This window comes from Streptococcus sp. Marseille-Q8145, assembly GCF_965112035.1.
The window spans coordinates 274,543-290,290 of the sequence record NZ_CBCOPQ010000005.1 but is presented as its reverse complement, the minus strand read 5'-3'; the positions used below and the strand labels follow the sequence as shown (position 1 = coordinate 290,290).

The 15,748-nt window shown below is 37.8% G+C and carries 20 protein-coding genes; 14 read left to right on the top strand and 6 right to left on the bottom strand.

What is annotated here, in order from left to right:
- Nucleotides 1-79: 79 nt before the first annotated feature.
- The 9 genes from ACWPVL_RS11245 to radC all read left to right on the top strand — a co-directional run bounded on the left by ACWPVL_RS11245 (nt 80) and on the right by radC (nt 6,051).
- Nucleotides 80-496, top strand: coding sequence for a ubiquitin carboxyl-hydrolase (locus ACWPVL_RS11245; RefSeq protein ID WP_454389012.1), 417 nt, complete (start codon nt 80-82; stop codon nt 494-496).
- An 85-nt stretch (nt 497-581) separates the two neighbouring features.
- Nucleotides 582-989 carry a ubiquitin carboxyl-hydrolase gene (locus ACWPVL_RS11240; protein WP_454389010.1) on the top strand — a complete coding sequence of 136 codons (408 nt, stop codon included), beginning with the start codon at nt 582-584 and terminating at the stop codon, nt 987-989.
- A gap of 294 nt (nt 990-1,283) precedes the next feature.
- Complete coding sequence (locus ACWPVL_RS11235; RefSeq protein ID WP_454389008.1) at nt 1,284-1,712, top strand: ubiquitin carboxyl-hydrolase; 429 nt, start codon at nt 1,284-1,286, stop codon at nt 1,710-1,712.
- 237 nt (nt 1,713-1,949) lie between these two features.
- Complete coding sequence (locus ACWPVL_RS11230; RefSeq protein WP_125371921.1) at nt 1,950-2,366, top strand: ubiquitin carboxyl-hydrolase; 417 nt, start codon at nt 1,950-1,952, stop codon at nt 2,364-2,366.
- A gap of 315 nt (nt 2,367-2,681) precedes the next feature.
- Nucleotides 2,682-3,110, top strand: a complete 429-nt coding sequence (locus tag ACWPVL_RS11225) for a ubiquitin carboxyl-hydrolase (RefSeq protein WP_125371923.1) — start codon at nt 2,682-2,684, stop codon at nt 3,108-3,110.
- Nucleotides 3,107-4,507 (top strand): lipase, encoded by a 1,401-nt coding sequence (locus ACWPVL_RS11220; RefSeq protein ID WP_454389006.1) that lies wholly within the window; start codon nt 3,107-3,109, stop codon nt 4,505-4,507. Before ACWPVL_RS11225 ends, ACWPVL_RS11220 begins: the two co-directional genes overlap by 4 nt.
- Nucleotides 4,489-4,902 carry a hypothetical protein gene (locus tag ACWPVL_RS11215; protein ID WP_454389004.1) on the top strand — a complete coding sequence of 138 codons (414 nt, stop codon included), beginning with the start codon at nt 4,489-4,491 and terminating at the stop codon, nt 4,900-4,902. Before ACWPVL_RS11220 ends, ACWPVL_RS11215 begins: the two co-directional genes overlap by 19 nt.
- 17 nt (nt 4,903-4,919) lie before the next feature.
- A complete protein-coding gene (locus tag ACWPVL_RS11210) occupies nt 4,920-5,234 on the top strand; it encodes a hypothetical protein (RefSeq protein ID WP_454389002.1) in 315 nt (104 codons plus the stop codon).
- A gap of 133 nt (nt 5,235-5,367) precedes the next feature.
- A complete protein-coding gene (radC, locus tag ACWPVL_RS11205; RefSeq protein ID WP_061422797.1) occupies nt 5,368-6,051 on the top strand; it encodes a RadC family protein in 684 nt (227 codons plus the stop codon).
- Here radC and ACWPVL_RS11200 read toward each other — a convergent pair.
- From ACWPVL_RS11200 to ACWPVL_RS11175, 6 genes are all read right to left on the bottom strand, one after another.
- Nucleotides 6,048-6,740 (bottom strand): gamma-glutamyl-gamma-aminobutyrate hydrolase family protein, encoded by a 693-nt coding sequence (locus tag ACWPVL_RS11200; RefSeq protein ID WP_454389000.1) that lies wholly within the window; start codon nt 6,738-6,740, stop codon nt 6,048-6,050. The genes radC and ACWPVL_RS11200 overlap by 4 nt on opposite strands.
- Nucleotides 6,741-6,764: 24 nt before the next feature.
- Nucleotides 6,765-7,412 carry a redox-sensing transcriptional repressor Rex gene (locus ACWPVL_RS11195; RefSeq protein ID WP_454388998.1) on the bottom strand — a complete coding sequence of 216 codons (648 nt, stop codon included), beginning with the start codon at nt 7,410-7,412 and terminating at the stop codon, nt 6,765-6,767.
- Between the two features lie 133 nt (nt 7,413-7,545).
- Nucleotides 7,546-7,893 (bottom strand): DUF1831 domain-containing protein, encoded by a 348-nt coding sequence (locus tag ACWPVL_RS11190; RefSeq protein ID WP_125371928.1) that lies wholly within the window; start codon nt 7,891-7,893, stop codon nt 7,546-7,548.
- Nucleotide 7,894: 1 nt separating this feature from the next.
- Nucleotides 7,895-9,007: a cysteine desulfurase family protein gene (locus ACWPVL_RS11185; RefSeq protein WP_454388996.1), complete on the bottom strand. Its 1,113-nt coding sequence runs from the start codon at nt 9,005-9,007 to the stop codon at nt 7,895-7,897.
- 11 nt (nt 9,008-9,018) lie between these two features.
- Nucleotides 9,019-9,975 (bottom strand): ribose-phosphate diphosphokinase, encoded by a 957-nt coding sequence (locus ACWPVL_RS11180; protein WP_081105361.1) that lies wholly within the window; start codon nt 9,973-9,975, stop codon nt 9,019-9,021.
- A 78-nt stretch (nt 9,976-10,053) separates the two neighbouring features.
- Complete coding sequence (locus ACWPVL_RS11175; protein WP_454388994.1) at nt 10,054-10,614, bottom strand: CYTH domain-containing protein; 561 nt, start codon at nt 10,612-10,614, stop codon at nt 10,054-10,056.
- Between the two features lie 95 nt (nt 10,615-10,709).
- Between ACWPVL_RS11175 and ACWPVL_RS11170 the strand changes: the two genes are divergently transcribed.
- From ACWPVL_RS11170 to mutY, 5 genes are read left to right on the top strand one after another with little or no spacing between them, the layout of a single operon-like run.
- Nucleotides 10,710-11,381 (top strand): GTP pyrophosphokinase, encoded by a 672-nt coding sequence (locus tag ACWPVL_RS11170; RefSeq protein WP_371594984.1) that lies wholly within the window; start codon nt 10,710-10,712, stop codon nt 11,379-11,381.
- The gene (locus ACWPVL_RS11165; protein ID WP_005590379.1) at nt 11,365-12,183 is read left to right on the top strand and encodes an NAD kinase; all 819 of its coding nucleotides are present in this window, start codon (nt 11,365-11,367) and stop codon (nt 12,181-12,183) included. The genes ACWPVL_RS11170 and ACWPVL_RS11165 overlap by 17 nt, the downstream gene beginning before the upstream one ends.
- Nucleotides 12,180-13,073 (top strand): RluA family pseudouridine synthase, encoded by an 894-nt coding sequence (locus tag ACWPVL_RS11160; RefSeq protein WP_454388991.1) that lies wholly within the window; start codon nt 12,180-12,182, stop codon nt 13,071-13,073. Before ACWPVL_RS11165 ends, ACWPVL_RS11160 begins: the two co-directional genes overlap by 4 nt.
- 18 nt (nt 13,074-13,091) lie before the next feature.
- Nucleotides 13,092-14,066, top strand: coding sequence for a phosphate acetyltransferase (gene pta / locus ACWPVL_RS11155; RefSeq protein ID WP_125446525.1), 975 nt, complete (start codon nt 13,092-13,094; stop codon nt 14,064-14,066).
- Between the two features lie 56 nt (nt 14,067-14,122).
- Nucleotides 14,123-15,286, top strand: coding sequence for an A/G-specific adenine glycosylase (gene mutY / locus ACWPVL_RS11150; RefSeq protein ID WP_454388988.1), 1,164 nt, complete (start codon nt 14,123-14,125; stop codon nt 15,284-15,286).
- Nucleotides 15,287-15,748 lie beyond the last annotated feature (462 nt).

Below are 15,748 nucleotides of genomic sequence, written 5' to 3'. Positions count from 1 at the left end.
ATATATGATTGTTTTTATTAAAATATGCTATAGGTAGTATAGTTGAAGATTTTGAGATTTATAAAGAAAAGGAGTATTTATGAAAATATCTAAGTTACTTTTGATAGTATTTATTGGGTTTGTAGGGATAGGAACACTCAGTGCCTGTAGTCAGCAGAAAAAAACAGGACAGAAAGAGAAAGTTACTATGACAAAAGAAGAAAAAAAGGAACTTCGTAAAGAGGAAGAGCAAATTGCTTTGTATTTGGTGAATCATTACGAGGATGTGAAAAAGATTAAGTTTGATAAATTTCACAGGGGAGGATTAGGTATAGCAGATTCAATAAGTGTTATTGTCAATGATGATAGTTATATAAAACCAATTATATTTAACGATGATAGTGAAAGATATTCTGTTGATTATGATCCGAGTGATTTTCATTTAATAAAAAAGAAAAATTCTACGGAATTAACCAGTCTTGATGGGATTGAAGTGATATATTATGAGGAAAAGTAAATTGATTATAGAAAGATAATATAATTGAGTTATGAAATCGTCAATTTCAAGTTATTGATGACGCTGCATAAAGGAAGGAGTATTTATGAAAATATCTAAGTTACTTTTGATAGTATTTATTGGGTTTCTAGGGATAGGAACACTCAGTGCCTGTAGTCAGCAGAAAAAAATAGGACAGAAAGAGAAAGTTACATTGACAGAAGAAGAGAAAAAAGAAGTTCAAAAACAAGAAAAAAATCTAGCTTTGTTTTTAGTGAATAACTATGAAGGGATTAATAAAATTGAGTTCACAGATGTCTCTAGAAAAGGATTTGCCCAGTCTAGAAGTGTTTTTCTAAAAGTGAATGATAATATTAGTATTAGTTCGTTTTTAGATGACAATTATGATAATGGTTATAGTTTAGTCTATAAAAAAGGTGAGAAGACTTTAATGAAAAAGGAAAAACCGACTGATTTTGAGACACTTGAAGGAATTGAAGTAATATATAATTAGGTACATAATATGTCGAAAATTACTGAAAAAGATTATAAAGAATTAGCACGTAATGTGTATAAATTTTATCCAGAAGAATATAAAAGTGAACAGTAGATACAAATTGGAGATCCAACTGATATAAACTATCGAAATCCCGAGTCATTCTATGATAGTATGTAAGATTTAGTTCGATCTATCTTGAAAAGTTTTGCAAATTATATAAATACTCGCTTTATTTATGATTTTTTGGCTACATTATAGCCAGATTAGTATGGTTGAGAATTTTGAACTCTATAAAGGAAAGGAATATTTATGAAAATATTTAAGTTACTTTTGATAGTATTTATTGGATTTCTAGGGTTGGGAACGCTCAGTGCCTGTAGTCAGCAGAAAAAAACAGAACAGAAGGAGGAAGTAACATTGACAGCAGAAGAGAAAAAGATAATTAGAAAACAAGAAGAGGCTCTTGCGTTATTTTTGGTCAATAATTTTGAAGATATTAAAAAAATAGAATTTATAAGTATAGTAAAGGGTGGTTTTGGAACTTCTGATGTGGCATATATGAAAATTAACGATAAACTCCTTGTGGATTCTAGTCTGCAGGACACATATGATATTAATCATTATTCTTTAGGTTATCATCAAAGTTCAAAATTTTTAGTAAGAAAAGAGGCTCCTTCTTCATTTTCGAATATAGATGAGCTGAAAGAGAGAGTGATTTATTATGAGGGAAGAAAATGAATAGTGTAACTGATGAAGTTTACAAATAAATAGCAAAAAAGTTTTACAAATTAGCTCCTAAAAACAATGAAGATTCGCAAAGAAATTAGGTCAAATTTTTTATGTCAACAGTTGAATACCGAGTCATTAATGCTTCTGTAGATGTAAACGCCTGCTTGTTCTATAATCATTTTGCTATAATATACCTATGTTAGTATAGTTGAAGATTGTATGTTCTATAAAATAAGGAAATATTATATGAAAATACTTAAGTTACTTTTGATAGTATTTATTGGATTTTTGGGGTTGGGAACTCTCAGTGCCTGTAGTCAACAGAAAAAAAACGGACAGAAGGAGATGGTTACATTGACGACAGAGGAAAAAAAGAAACTTCGTAAAGAAGAAGAGAAAATCGCTTTGTACCTGGTAAATCATTATCAAGATGTGAAAAAAATAGAATTTGTAAATTTTCATAAAGGTGGTTTTGGGACGGGTGATACAATCACTATAAAGGTCAATGATAGTAGTTATATTTTACCAACAGAGTTAGAAAGTAAAGATGGATATTATTCAATAGGATATGATCCAAAAGACTTTCATTTGATAGAGAAGAAACCTCCAACACAGTTAACTAGTTTAGACGGAGTAGATGTTAGTTATTACGAAGATTATTAAATTGCGCGTTGACTGATAAAGATTACAACATAATATCTAAAAAAGTCTATAATTTGGATCCGAAAGAATATAAAGCAGAAGAACAATTTAGTGTGGGAAAGGAATCTGACGTTAACGGTCGAAATTCCGAGTCATTGATGCTATTGGTTACTCTATTGAGTTAAACTATAATAGTATGTAAAATTTAGTTTCATCCATAATAAAAGTGATAAAAAATGTAAACGCTTGCTTGGTTTATATTCTTTTTGATATAATATATTATAATCGTGTTAGGATAGTTGATGATCTTGTGTTTTATAAAGGAAAGGAGTATTTATGAAAATATCTAAGTTGCTTTTGATAGTATTTATTGGATTTCTAGGTTTGGGAACACTCGGTGCCTGTAGCCAGCAGAAAAAAACAGAACAGAAGGAGGAAGTAACATTGACAGCAGAAGAGAAAAAGATAATTAGAAAACAAGAAGAGGCTCTTGCTTTATTTTTGGTCAATAATTTTGAAGATGTTTATAAAATAGAGTTTGAAAGTATTTCAAAAGGCGGATTTGGTAGACCTAGATTCATTTATTTCTCGGTAAACGATAAAATAGAAGTTTCAACAGACTTAAAAGATAGTTACGATATACAGAATTATGGCTTGATCTATCATAATAGCTCAGAGGAACTGAAACGTAAGGAAGTTCCAACTAGTTATACAAAATTATCGGAAACCCAAATAAATGTTATACATTATGGAGAGAAGAAATGAACATAACGGATGCGGATTATAATAAAATTGCAACATATGTTTACGATATTGACCCAGTAGATAATCCGGATAAGCAATTATCAGTTGGAGAAACGATTAACGTTAATGGTCGAAAATTCCGAGTCATTGATGCTATTGGGAACTCTGCTGAACCAACGGATAATAGTATGCAAGCTATGGCTGTTGCTCCTGTTGATGATCAAGGGAACGTAGACTACAGTCAGGTAGTGGTTTCTTATGTTGGCACCAATTTTGGAGACAAAAAAGATGTTCTCAATGACCTTGAAAATCTAGGTATGGGTTTTACGGATAAAATGATAACAGGTCTCCCCTCGATTTCAGGGATGGGCAAAGGCATTCTAGAAGGACATTTTAACGATAGTGTTAAAAAGGAAGTTGTCGAAAACATTGTAGATGTTCAGTCAAAAACAGCATTAGAGTTTGCCCAGCGAGTAGAGAAAAAGGTTCGTAAAGAAAATCCCAATGCCATTATAACAACGAATGGTCATTCTTTGGGAGAGTCTATGGCACTTTATACTGCCTTAAAAATGGGATGGAATAATGTTGGCTTTAATGGTCCAGATATTCATAATATTGTTTCGGAAGAAGAAATAGCCTATATGCAGGCGCATCCAGAGCAATTTCGTAATTTTAGAAATCCAAATGATATGTTTTTGGGGAACATTTTGGGGAATAAAACAGGCGTTGCCATTTATGTCAATATGACAGATGCTAGTTTTGTTGATGAATCTTTACGAATTTTACAAGATGATAAACTTTCTTGGAAAGAAAAGGCAGATAAGATCTATAGTCTAGGGGATAAATATCATAGTTATAATACTTGGAGATTTAATAATAAAGGTCAACTCATTGATGAAAATGGCAATGTTGTGACCAATACTGCAAAAGGAAATGCGAATGCCCTCATCCTAGAAACAAAAACGAGAATGTTGCGGTATTATGGCATGAAAAGCTTACTTACAGAAAGCGGAGGTGGCCTAAGTAGCAACGAACGAATTTTTCTAGACAGCGAGCAAGCTACTATTGGTGTAAATGCTCTTATTAATGCTGCTCAGCAAGTTTTGGATCAGATTAAGATTGAGAAACAAAGAGGAGTAGAAGAAGTTGAGTCTTTATTTGAAACGACCAAGTCTCCGTTTATGGTCAGTAGTCTTAGTCCTGATGAGATTAGATCGGCTTTTGCAGCTGGTGGTGTCACACATGATAGTGTGGTCGGAAATGTAGAAATCTCTCTACAAAATAAGCTCAACAAAGCGAGTCAAATATTAGATGAAATGACTAAATTAAAAGATAAAATTGCAGCTGGTATAAACAAAAAACTCGAAGAAGACATAGCTTTAGCAGGGGAATTCAATCAATGGAGAAATTTGAATTAGCACAACGTGAAGTCGAAAAGAAAACTAAAGAATTAGAAGAATTGGAAGATCGGCATCGAGAAAAGTTGCAAGAATTTGAGGAAAGAAATGATTATTTTCAAACTGCGCGTCGTGCCATACAAAATATTCTTGATGAAAAGTACGAAGAAACGTTACATTATTTGAAATCTACTGATGCGGATCAGGATTTTTATAGGATTCTTAATAGAGAGATGGAATCTTACCAAATGTTATCGGAAGATGCCTTGACGGAGGCGCAAAAAATATTGGAATTAGAATCTTTAAAAGAGAGTGATGATTTCCGACGAGAAAGACGATATCTAGATGATAAGCTAGAGGAGGCTTATCTACGTAGGAGAATAGCCGCAGATGATAATAATAAAACTAGAGAGTAAAAGGAAGTGATGCTAAAATGGCAACAACATTAACTGAGGATATTACAGGTGTATTTACTGTAGGAAATTTCGATGATTTAGGAACTCGTCTGCTTGCTATTCAAAAACAGATTGAAAAATCTTTGATAACAAATGTTTATGCTCCACATATTCTTAGTAAAAGTGATGGTATTAAGACCAAATCTGAGGAAGCAATTAGTAAAGTTGCAAAGGAAGGAAAGTTGGCTATCAAGGGGATTAATGATACTTTAGATAGTGCCATCAAGGGACAATGGTCTACATCCGTTAGAGAGGCTGTTACAACAGCAAGCAACAAATATGATAAGATTTAGCAATTAATAATAAATAGCCTAAATAAATGAACTCGCCTAATCGATAGATTTTGTGTCTAACCTTTGGGGTGTAGTTCATTTATTTAGGTTCTTTTTTTTATTTAATCTCGAATTAATAAGTAAGGAGGTTGATATGTATCGTATTTCATTGCAGGATGACATAAGTATGATGCCGCGTGAACGGCTGATAAGAGAAGGGGCGGATAAACTTAGTAATCAGGAATTGCTATCTATATTTTTGCGAACAGGCAGCAAAAAAGAAACTGTTTTTCAAGTTTCTCAAAGGATTTTATCATCGATTTCTAGTTTGAATGATTTAAAATATCTGACTTTGCAAGAATTACAGACAATTTCAGGAATTGGCCCTGTGAAGGCTGTTGAGTTGCAGGCCATTATTGAGCTTGGCTGTCGTATCAACAAAGCTGAAGTGCTGGAGAGAGAGCAAATTCTTGGAAGTCAAAAACTAGCTCGCAAAATGCAGGTAGAATTAGGAGATAAAAAGCAGGAGTGTTTGGTCGCTATTTATCTCAACAGTCAAAACCAGATTATCCATCAGCAGACAATCTTTGTAGGAACGGTAACTAGAAGCATTGCTGAGCCGCGCGAGATTTTGCATTATGCGCTCAAACACTTGGCGACATCTATTATACTTGTACACAATCATCCTTCTGGAGTGACTTTACCAAGTAAGAATGACGACGAGGTCACCAAACACATGAAAGAAGCTTGTGAGCTAATGGGGTTGGTTCTTTTAGATCATTTAATCGTTTCAAAAAATAATTATTATAGTTATCGTGAAAAAACGGATTTGATCTAAAGTTTGTGAACGACATAATCAAACAAGGCTAAATCCCCCGTTCTTGTGGGAAATAGAAATTCTGGATGCCACTGTACACCAAGAAATGGACTTCCATCAGTTGAGGTAACAGCCTCAATGACCTTATCCCGAGGATCGTAGGCTATGACTTCTAGATTTTTCGCTAGATCCTTGATACTTTGGTGATGGAATGAGTTGATTTGACAAGTAGGTCCGTATAATTCATGGAGGATGGAGCCATTTTTAGTGACCATAGTCTGTGTAGTGTATTGAGCAGTGCTATCTTGCCAGTGATTCTCGATGTCTTGGTGAAGTGTGCCACCCATAGAAACATTGTAAAGCTGAGTACCACGACAGACACCAAAAATAGGCTTGTTTTGTTTCCGCGCCTCTCGGATGAGAGCTAGTTCAAATAGATCCCTTTGAAGCAGATAATCATCACTTTCGATAGTCTGTTCTTCGCCGTAGAAATGAGGATGGACATTTTGTCCACCGGTAAGGATCAGTTTATCGATCATAGTAATATAGGTGTGAGCTAAGGCTTCATCACCAATTGGTAAGATAATTGGGATTCCCCCAACTTTATTGACTCCCTCGATAAAGCCAGTTGAAGTATAACTGATATGGATAAATTGATCGTTGGGAATATCCCTTTGGTTTCCTGTTATACCGATAATCGGTTTTTTCATAAAGTGTCTGTTTCCTTTCTTACCTTACTCATCATCTTTTCTCATGAAATAGAGTAAGGTTTGGAGTTCGCTGGTTAGGTCCACATATTGTACAACCACATCTTTGGGGACAGATAGGTGCACTGGGGAGAAGCAAAGAATTCCCTTGATACCAGCATCAACCAAGACGGATGCGACTTCTTGTGCCTTAACGCTCGGCACTGTCAGAATGGCTGTCTTTACGTTTCCTTCTTGGACCTTTTCTTTAATTTGAGAAATTCCATAAATAGGAATTCCATCATTTGTAGTGGTCCCGACGTCAGAATAATCATCTGTATCAAAGGCCATTACAATCTTCATTTTATTCCGTTCATGAAAGCGGTAGTGTAAAAGAGCACGACCCATATTTCCGACGCCAACAATCATGACATTTGTAATCGAGTTGTCATTGAGAAGATTGGCAAAGAAACTCATTAGTTTCTTGACATCGTAGCCAAAACCTCTACGACCTAACTCACCGAAGTAAGAAAAGTCACGCCGAACAGTCGCAGAGTCGATTCCAATCGCCTCTGCGATCTGTTTTGAATTGGCCTTTTCAATATTTTCTGCATTAAATCGTTTGAAAATCCGGTAGTAGAGGGAGAGCCGTTTAGCAGTAGCACGTGGAATAGAATTGCTTTTTTCAGTTTTCACAAAATCACGACCTTTCTATCTTCTATTCTATAGAAAGCTTGTGAAAAAATCAACTAATTTGATGAACAAAATATTATTATACTAATAAAGATAGATAAAATAATAGAAATAAGCAAAATTCTTAGAATTTCGCTTATTGGGGTGTTTTTTCAAAAATATCTCTTTCAACTAAACTATCCATCAGGAAATAGAATTTTTGCTGAATAATATGGTGTTTTTCTGATTTGAAGATATTCACCAGTCTTAAACCAGACTTGTCCGTAATATTAATTTTTACTCCGCTTAGATCTTTATTGATGATAATCTTAAGCAAGAATCCATCGCCACTATTGGGAACAGCTTCAAGTAAACGAGAAAGCTCGTAATTACCAACTTTTGTTTCAGCAAATGTATTGTCCCGCAAGGTAAATTTCTTAACATTTGGATGGAGTGAGTAGGTGAAGTCGCAGTTTGCTAAGCTAACAGATGTTTGAAAAGCCATCTTATCCTCCTAGTATTTCTTTTAGTTTTTGGCTGAAGAGTTTGATTTCTTGGATGCTAGTTTGGTCTGATACACTGATACGAATGGATTCTTTTAGGCGTTCAGAATCTTGCCCATAGAGGGCTTGAAGGACGTGGCTGGGCTGAACCGCTCCAGCTGTACAAGCAGAACCAGTCGAGATTGAAAAGCCATTAAGGTCCATTTGAAGCAAAATAAGGTCATTCTTATGGTTTGGAAATCCAATATTGATAACATAAGGCAGGCTAGGCTGACTTTCGTTTAGATAGAAGTCTAAATTTGCCAAATCATCCAGTAGCGTATCTTTTAACAGTTGAGCGTGTGTAAGGTTTTCCTTTAAATGGGCGAAACTTTCAGAAAGGGCAGTCGCCATCCCAACAATGGAAACGAGGTTTTCTGTACCTGCTCGATGCTTGTTTTCTTGATCGCCGCCATGCATGAAATTATCAAAATCCATCTGGTAAGCATAGAGAAATCCAACTCCTTTTGGACCGTGGAATTTATGAGCTGATGCACTCAGGAAATTGATTCCCCATTCTTCAGGATAGATGGGGAGCTTGCCGACGGCTTGGACTGCATCAACGTGAAAAGCAGCAGGATGATCCTTTAGTAATTCACCAATTTCTTGAATTGGCAAAATATAGCCTGTTTCATTGTTGACAGCCATGACTGAGACAAGGATAGTATCTGGTCTAAGGGCATTCTTGATATCTTCCGTTCGGATTTGCCCATCCACTGGCTGAATAATAGTGACTTCAAAACCAAAGTGCTCCACCAAGTATTCAACAGGCTCCAAAACAGCATGGTGCTCAATGGCTGTAGTGATAATATGCTTGCCTTGATTCTGATGGCGTAAGGCATATCCCTTGACTGCAGTGTTATTACTTTCAGTACCACCTGATGTAAAGAGGATATTTTTGCTCTGTGTGTGTAGAACTTTAGCAATATCTTCGCGAGCTTGTCGGAGCAGTTTTTTAGCTTCTCGACCGTGGCTGTGGGTACTGGATGGATTGCCGAAGACTGTCATTGCCTGAGTCATGGACTCAATCGCAGCAGGCGATAAGGCAGTCGTAGCAGCATTATCTAAATAAATCACAAATTTATCCCTTATTTCTTTTGAAAAGCAAAAAGTGGGCTGACTGGTTTTCTCTCTTGAATACGCACGATAGCATCACCAATCAACTCGCTGGCTGTGATGTAGTGAACATTCTTCGGAGTCTTTTCTTTTGTATCAACAGAGTCAGTCACCAAGATTTCTCGGATAGGAACACTGTCTAGTAAGTCTGCAGCTTCATCTGCAAATAAACCATGACTTGAGACAGCATAGATTTCGACAGCTCCTTCACGTTCAACGATTTTAGCAGCTTCTGAGAAGGTACGACCGGTATTCAAGATATCGTCAATCAAAATAGCTTTTTTACCTTCAACTTCACCGATGATATAGCCTTCAGAGCGTCCTGCTTCGTCTTCACCGTAGTCGATGATGGCGATTGGAGCATCGAGATATTCTGCCAAGCTACGAGCGCGTTTCACGCCAGAATTTTTCGGGCTAACGACGACAACATCCTCGCCAGTTAATCCCATATTGCAATAATGCTCAGCAAACAATGGAATGGTGAAGAGATTGTCAACAGGAATATCAAAGAAACCTTGTACTTGGACAGCGTGAAGGTCAAGTGAGATAACTCTGTCTACGCCAGCTCCAACAAGCATATTGGCCACGAGTTTTGCAGTAATTGGCTCGCGAGGAGCAGCTGTCCGATCTTGGCGAGCATAACCAAAATAGGGCATAACCACAGTTACGGTATTGGCACTTGCTCGTTTACAGGCATCAACCATAATCAATAACTCCATCAAGTGATTATTGACTGGGAAGCTGGTAGATTGGATGATATAGATATCATAGCCACGAACACTCTCCTCAATGTTAATCTGAATCTCTCCATCAGAAAATTGGCGGGAAGAAAGCTTGCCTAAAGGTACGCCAGCAGCTTCAGCAATCTTCTCAGCAATTGAGTGATTGGAATTGAGGGAGAAAAGCTTCATATTTTTTTTGTCTGACATTAGAATGACCATCCTCTTTTTGTCTCTTTAGATTTATAAATATTATTTTACCAAAAAAATGAGATTATTTCAGCATTTTTACAAGTTTTCGGCAAATCTGGCAATCTTACTTTTACCAGGCTTGTATTGGATTTGATTTTCGTTTAAAAAGTCTTTGAACTTTTGCTCCCCTTCTTCGATATCATTGATTTCTAACTCTAATTCGAAATCTTTTTTACCAAAGTAACGACTTTCGTCTAAGGCAAAAAGGCCGATTGCATCTTGTTTTTCGTATCGAATATTTTCAAGGGTTCCGAGTATTGTTAGTTTGTCAACTGGGATTCCTTTTTCTTGCAGTTTGTCTAGGATTTCTCCTTGAGGAAATTGCAAATTTTCTGTAATTTCCTTAAATTCATCTTCGGACAAGGCTTGGTTGTATTCGAAATTTCCAAGTTTTTGAGGAATTTTCAGAGTAAACTCAGCAGCGTCAGGAGTGGTTCGGACTCGCAGAGCCATGCGAGCTTCACGAAGAGCAAAGTCAGCCGAATCAATATAATAGTTGACTTGGAAAATTGGCTGGACATGATCAAAGAAGGTCAGAAGTCGTTTATGTTCGTCTTCTGTTAGCATTGTTTTGTATTCAATTTCTAAATGGTTCATTTTTAAATCCTTTTCTTTATCTGAAAGCGATTTTATGTTATAATAACAACTGTATTTATTTTATACAAAAAACGAATAGATGACAAGGTATGTATATGACAATAGATTGGGAAGATTTTCTGGATCCATATATTCAGGCGGTTGGTGAGTTGAAAATCAAGCTTCGTGGCATACGCAAACAGTATCGCAAACAGCAACGCCATTCACCGATCGAGTTTGTAACCGGTCGCGTAAAACATATTGAAAGCATCAAGGAAAAAATGGAACTTCGCGGGATAACTGAGGAAAACTTAGCCCAAGAGATGCAGGATATTGCTGGTTTGCGTGTCATGGTTCAATTTGTAGACGATGTGGATGAAGTTTTAGAAGTTTTGCGAAATCGGACAGACATGCGTATCGTCCAGGAACGTGATTACATCAAAAACAAAAAAGCCAGTGGTTATCGTAGCTACCATGCCATCGTTGAATATCCAGTAGATACGATTAATGGAAACAAAGTTATCTTGGCAGAGATTCAGATTCGTACCTTGTCCATGAACTTTTGGGCAACGATTGAGCACTCTTTAAACTATAAGTATAAAGGAGAATTTCCAGAGGAAATTAAACGGCGCTTGGAGACAACAGCTAATCTCGCCTATCAGCTAGATGAAGAGATGGGAGCCATTCGCGATGCCATCCAAGAAGCACAAGCACTCTTTGATCCTCTGCACCGCAAGCTAAATGACGGTGTTGGAAATAGTGACGATACAGATGAAGAATACAGGTAAAAAAATAGCGATTATCCGCAATCGCAAAAGGCAGAGTGAGGAAGTATTTCAAACTCTGATGCAAAAATTGCGGAAAGCAGGCTTCATCCTGACACCCAAAAATCCAGATATCGTGATTTCTGTCGGTGGTGATGGGATGCTGCTATCAGCTTTCCACAAGTATGAAGAGCAGCTGGATAAGGTGCGCTTTGTCGGTGTCCATACCGGACATTTGGGTTTTTATACAGATTACCGAGACTTTGAAATTGATAAATTAGTGGAAAATCTGAAATTGGACACAGGTGCCAAGGTCTCTTATCCGATTTTAAATGTCAAGCTAACCTTTGAAAATGGGGAAACTCGGACGATTCGTGCGCTCAATGAAGCAACCATTAAACGCTCCGACAGAACCATGGTAGTTGATGTGGTCATCAATAATGTCCATTTTGAGCGTTTTAGAGGCGATGGGATTTCTGTCTCAACGCCTACTGGAAGCACAGCCTACAATAAATCATTGGGAGGAGCTGTTCTACACCCAACGATTGAAGCCTTGCAAGTAACAGAAATTGCTAGTCTGAATAATCGTGTTTATCGCACTTTGGGTTCCTCAGTTATCGTTCCTAAAAAGGATAAAATTGAGCTATTGCCGACTCGTAATGACTACTATACCATAGCGGTTGATAATCAAACATTTTCTTATAAAAATATTGTCCGTATTGAGTACCAAATCGATAATCATAAGATTAACTTTGTAGCCTCACCTAGCCATACCAGCTTTTGGAATCGCGTGAGAGACTCCTTTATCGAGGAGTGTCAAGAATGAGATTTGAGTTTATTGCGGATGAGCATGTCAAAGTCAAAACATTTTTGAAAAAGCATGAAATTTCAAAAGCCCTTTTGGCCAAAGTGAAGTTTGCAGGTGGCAATATTCTTGTCAATGGTCAATCTCAAAATGCCATTTATTTGCTGGATATTGGCGATAAGGTGACAGTAGATATCCCTTCTGAGAAGGGATTTGAAAGTCTAGAAGCCGTGGATCGTGATTTGTCGATCGTGTATGAAGATGAGCACTTTCTAGTTTTAGATAAGCCTGCCGGAGTAGCTAGTATCCCTAGTGTCAACCATTCGAATACGATGGCGAACTTTGTCAAGGCATACTATATTCGGCAAGATTATGAAAATCAGCAGGTTCACATTGTAACAAGATTGGATCGCGATACCAGTGGACTCATGCTCTTTGCAAAACATGGCTATGCTCATGCAAGACTGGATAAGCAACTGCAGAAAAAAATGATTGAAAAGCGCTATTACGCGCTCGTTCAGGGGAGCGGTGAGCTTAAACCGGAGGGAGATATTATTGCGCCAATCGGGCGCGACCCTGACAGCATTATTACCAGATGTGTGACAAAGGATGGTAAGTATGCTCATACCAGCTACAAGGTTGTAGAGCAGTTTGGCGATATCTATCTGGTAGACATTCGTCTGCATACGGGGAGGACTCATCAGATTCGTGTGCACTTCGCCCATCTTGGATTTCCTCTCCTCGGAGATGATCTCTATGGCGGGACTTTGGAAGCGGGAATTACACGTCAGGCCTTGCATTGCCACTCTTTATCTTTTTATAATCCATTTTTGGAAAAGCAGCTCCAATTGGAATCCCAGTTGCCGATTGATTTCCAAAACACCATTACATCGTTAACAAAAAATAATTAATTTTTAAAGGAGAAACTCATGGAAGTTTTTGAAAGTCTAAGAGACTCAGTTGTTGGTAAAAATGTTCGTATTGTATTGCCAGAAGGACAAGAACCACGTATTCTTCAAGCGGTTAAACGCATAGTAAAAGAATCAGAAGTTACACCAGTTCTTTTGGGAGATCCAGATAAGATCCGTATTTACTTGGAGATCGAAAATATTACGGAAGGCTATGAAGTCATAGATCCTAAAAACTATGACAGATTGGAAGAGATGGTGGCGGCTCTTGTAGAGCGTCGTAAGGGCAAAATCAGTGAAGAAGAAGCTCTTGAGCTTTTAAGAACAGACGTTAACTATTTTGGGGTGATGCTGGTCTACCTCGGTATCGTAGATGGTATGGTTTCTGGCTCTATCCACTCTACAGCTGCCACAGTGCGTCCAGCCTTGCAAATCATTAAAACACGGCCAAATGTAACAAGAACTTCAGGTGCCTTCCTCATGGTGCGTGGTTCAGAACGGTATCTTTTCAGCGACTGTGCCATTAATATCAATCCTGACTCAGAAGCCTTGGCAGAAATTGCGATTAACTCAGCGGTGACAGCTAAAATGTTTGGTATTGATCCTAAGATTGCCATGCTGAGCTATTCGACTAAAGGTTCTGGCTTTGGAGAAAGCGTTGATAAAGTGGTACAAGCGACTAAGTTGGTCCATGACTTGCGCCCAGACTTGGAAGTTGACGGGGAATTGCAATTTGATGCTGCATTTGTACCAAGCACAGCAGCCTTGAAAGCTCCAGGAAGCAAGGTTGCAGGTAAAGCGACTGTCTTTGTCTTCCCAAGCATTGAAGCAGGAAATATCGGTTATAAAATGGCAGAGCGTTTAGGTGGATTCTCAGCTGTCGGTCCAGTTCTTCAAGGATTGAACAAGCCGGTAAACGACCTTTCACGCGGATGTAATTCAGATGACGTTTATAACTTAACACTGATTACAGCTGCACAAAGTGTTGACCAATAAAATAACTAAAAAAGATGAGTAATTCATCTTTTTTAGTCTGTTTAAGTATGAGAGAAATGTTAGATTTAAAAAAATTTGGAATTGAAATGTGGGAAGAGGAAAAGATTGCCTCTTTTCGCGAGAAATTATTGACTTGGTATGATGAACATAAACGTGATTTGCCTTGGCGTAGGTCCAATAATCCTTATCATATCTGGGTTTCTGAGATTATGTTGCAGCAAACACGTGTGGATACGGTGATTCCTTACTATGAGCGTTTTCTTGACTGGTTTCCAACTGTTGCTGACTTAGCTCAAGCGCCAGAGGAGAGACTGCTCAAAGCTTGGGAAGGTTTGGGCTATTATTCGCGGGTGCGAAATATGCAAAAGGCAGCCCAGCAGATAATGACGGATTTCGCAGGAAAATTTCCTGATAGCTATGAGGGAATTGCTAGTCTCAAAGGGATTGGTCCTTATACGGCTGGTGCTATTGCTAGTATTGCCTTTGGTCTAGCTGAGCCTGCGGTGGATGGCAACGTCATGCGGGTGCTGAGTCGCTTGTTTGAAGTTGATTTAGATATTGGCCAACCCAGCAATCGTAAGGTCTTTCAGGCCATGATGGAGATTCTGATTGATCCAGATAGACCTGGAGATTTTAATCAAGCGCTGATGGATCTGGGCTCAGATATCGAAGCTCCTGTTAATCCTCATCCAGAAGACAGTCCTGTAAAGGAATTCAGTGCAGCCTATTTACATGGAACTATGGATAAATATCCTATTAAAGCGCCTAAAAAGAAGCCAGTTCCAGTCTATCTTCAAGGCTTGATTATCGAAAATGAGCAGGGACAATTCTTGCTTGAAAAGAATGAGGCTGCTGGCCTGTTATCAGGTTTTTGGCATTTTCCCTTGATTGAAGTCGAGGAATTTCAATCAGATAATCAGATGTCTCTCTTTGAGGTGGCTGAAAATCAGCCCAGTATGGATCTGTCTCCTCAAGAAAGCTTTGAGCAGGATTATGATTTAATTGTCAATTGGCAGCAACAGTCCTTTCCGAAGGTGCAGCATGTTTTCAGTCATCGCAAGTGGCATATCCAGCTGGTTTATGGTCGAGTCAAAGATAGCCAGCACGAAGCTGAGGGAGAGGTCTTGTGGCTTGATCCAGAAGAATTTGGCAAGTACCCCTTTGCCAAGCCCCAGCAGAAGATGTGGGAGGCTTTTAGGAACGTAAAAGATGGAAACTAAAGTCAATAGTCTGTTGTACTCGATTAAATTTACGAAGAATAGGAAATCACTAAAATATGTCCCCTACCTCTAGTCCTCCAGAAAAAACTTTTATTGGACGTCGTAGCAAACTTGCTGGTGTCATTTATTTTATATTAGGCGCTTTGAATTTCTTACATTGTCTTCTTTATTTTCAGTGGGTATTTTCTCCAACGGTGAAACCTGACTTCGTCATTATTCCAATTTTTATAGGCTTAAATATTTATTTTTTGACTCGCGAGTTCATCTATAAATGCTTCCATTGGTGTGGCTATCATGCCTTACCTGAGTTAGTTGAGTTCGGGAGCGGACGCTATTCCTTTCACTTGCCTGTTTTCGAAAGACATACCGAAAACTATAAGGTCTATTACAGTAAAAGATCAAAGAAACATCAATTTCTCTTCTTTGCGAGCTATATTTTATATGTGAATTTAATTTTAGGAG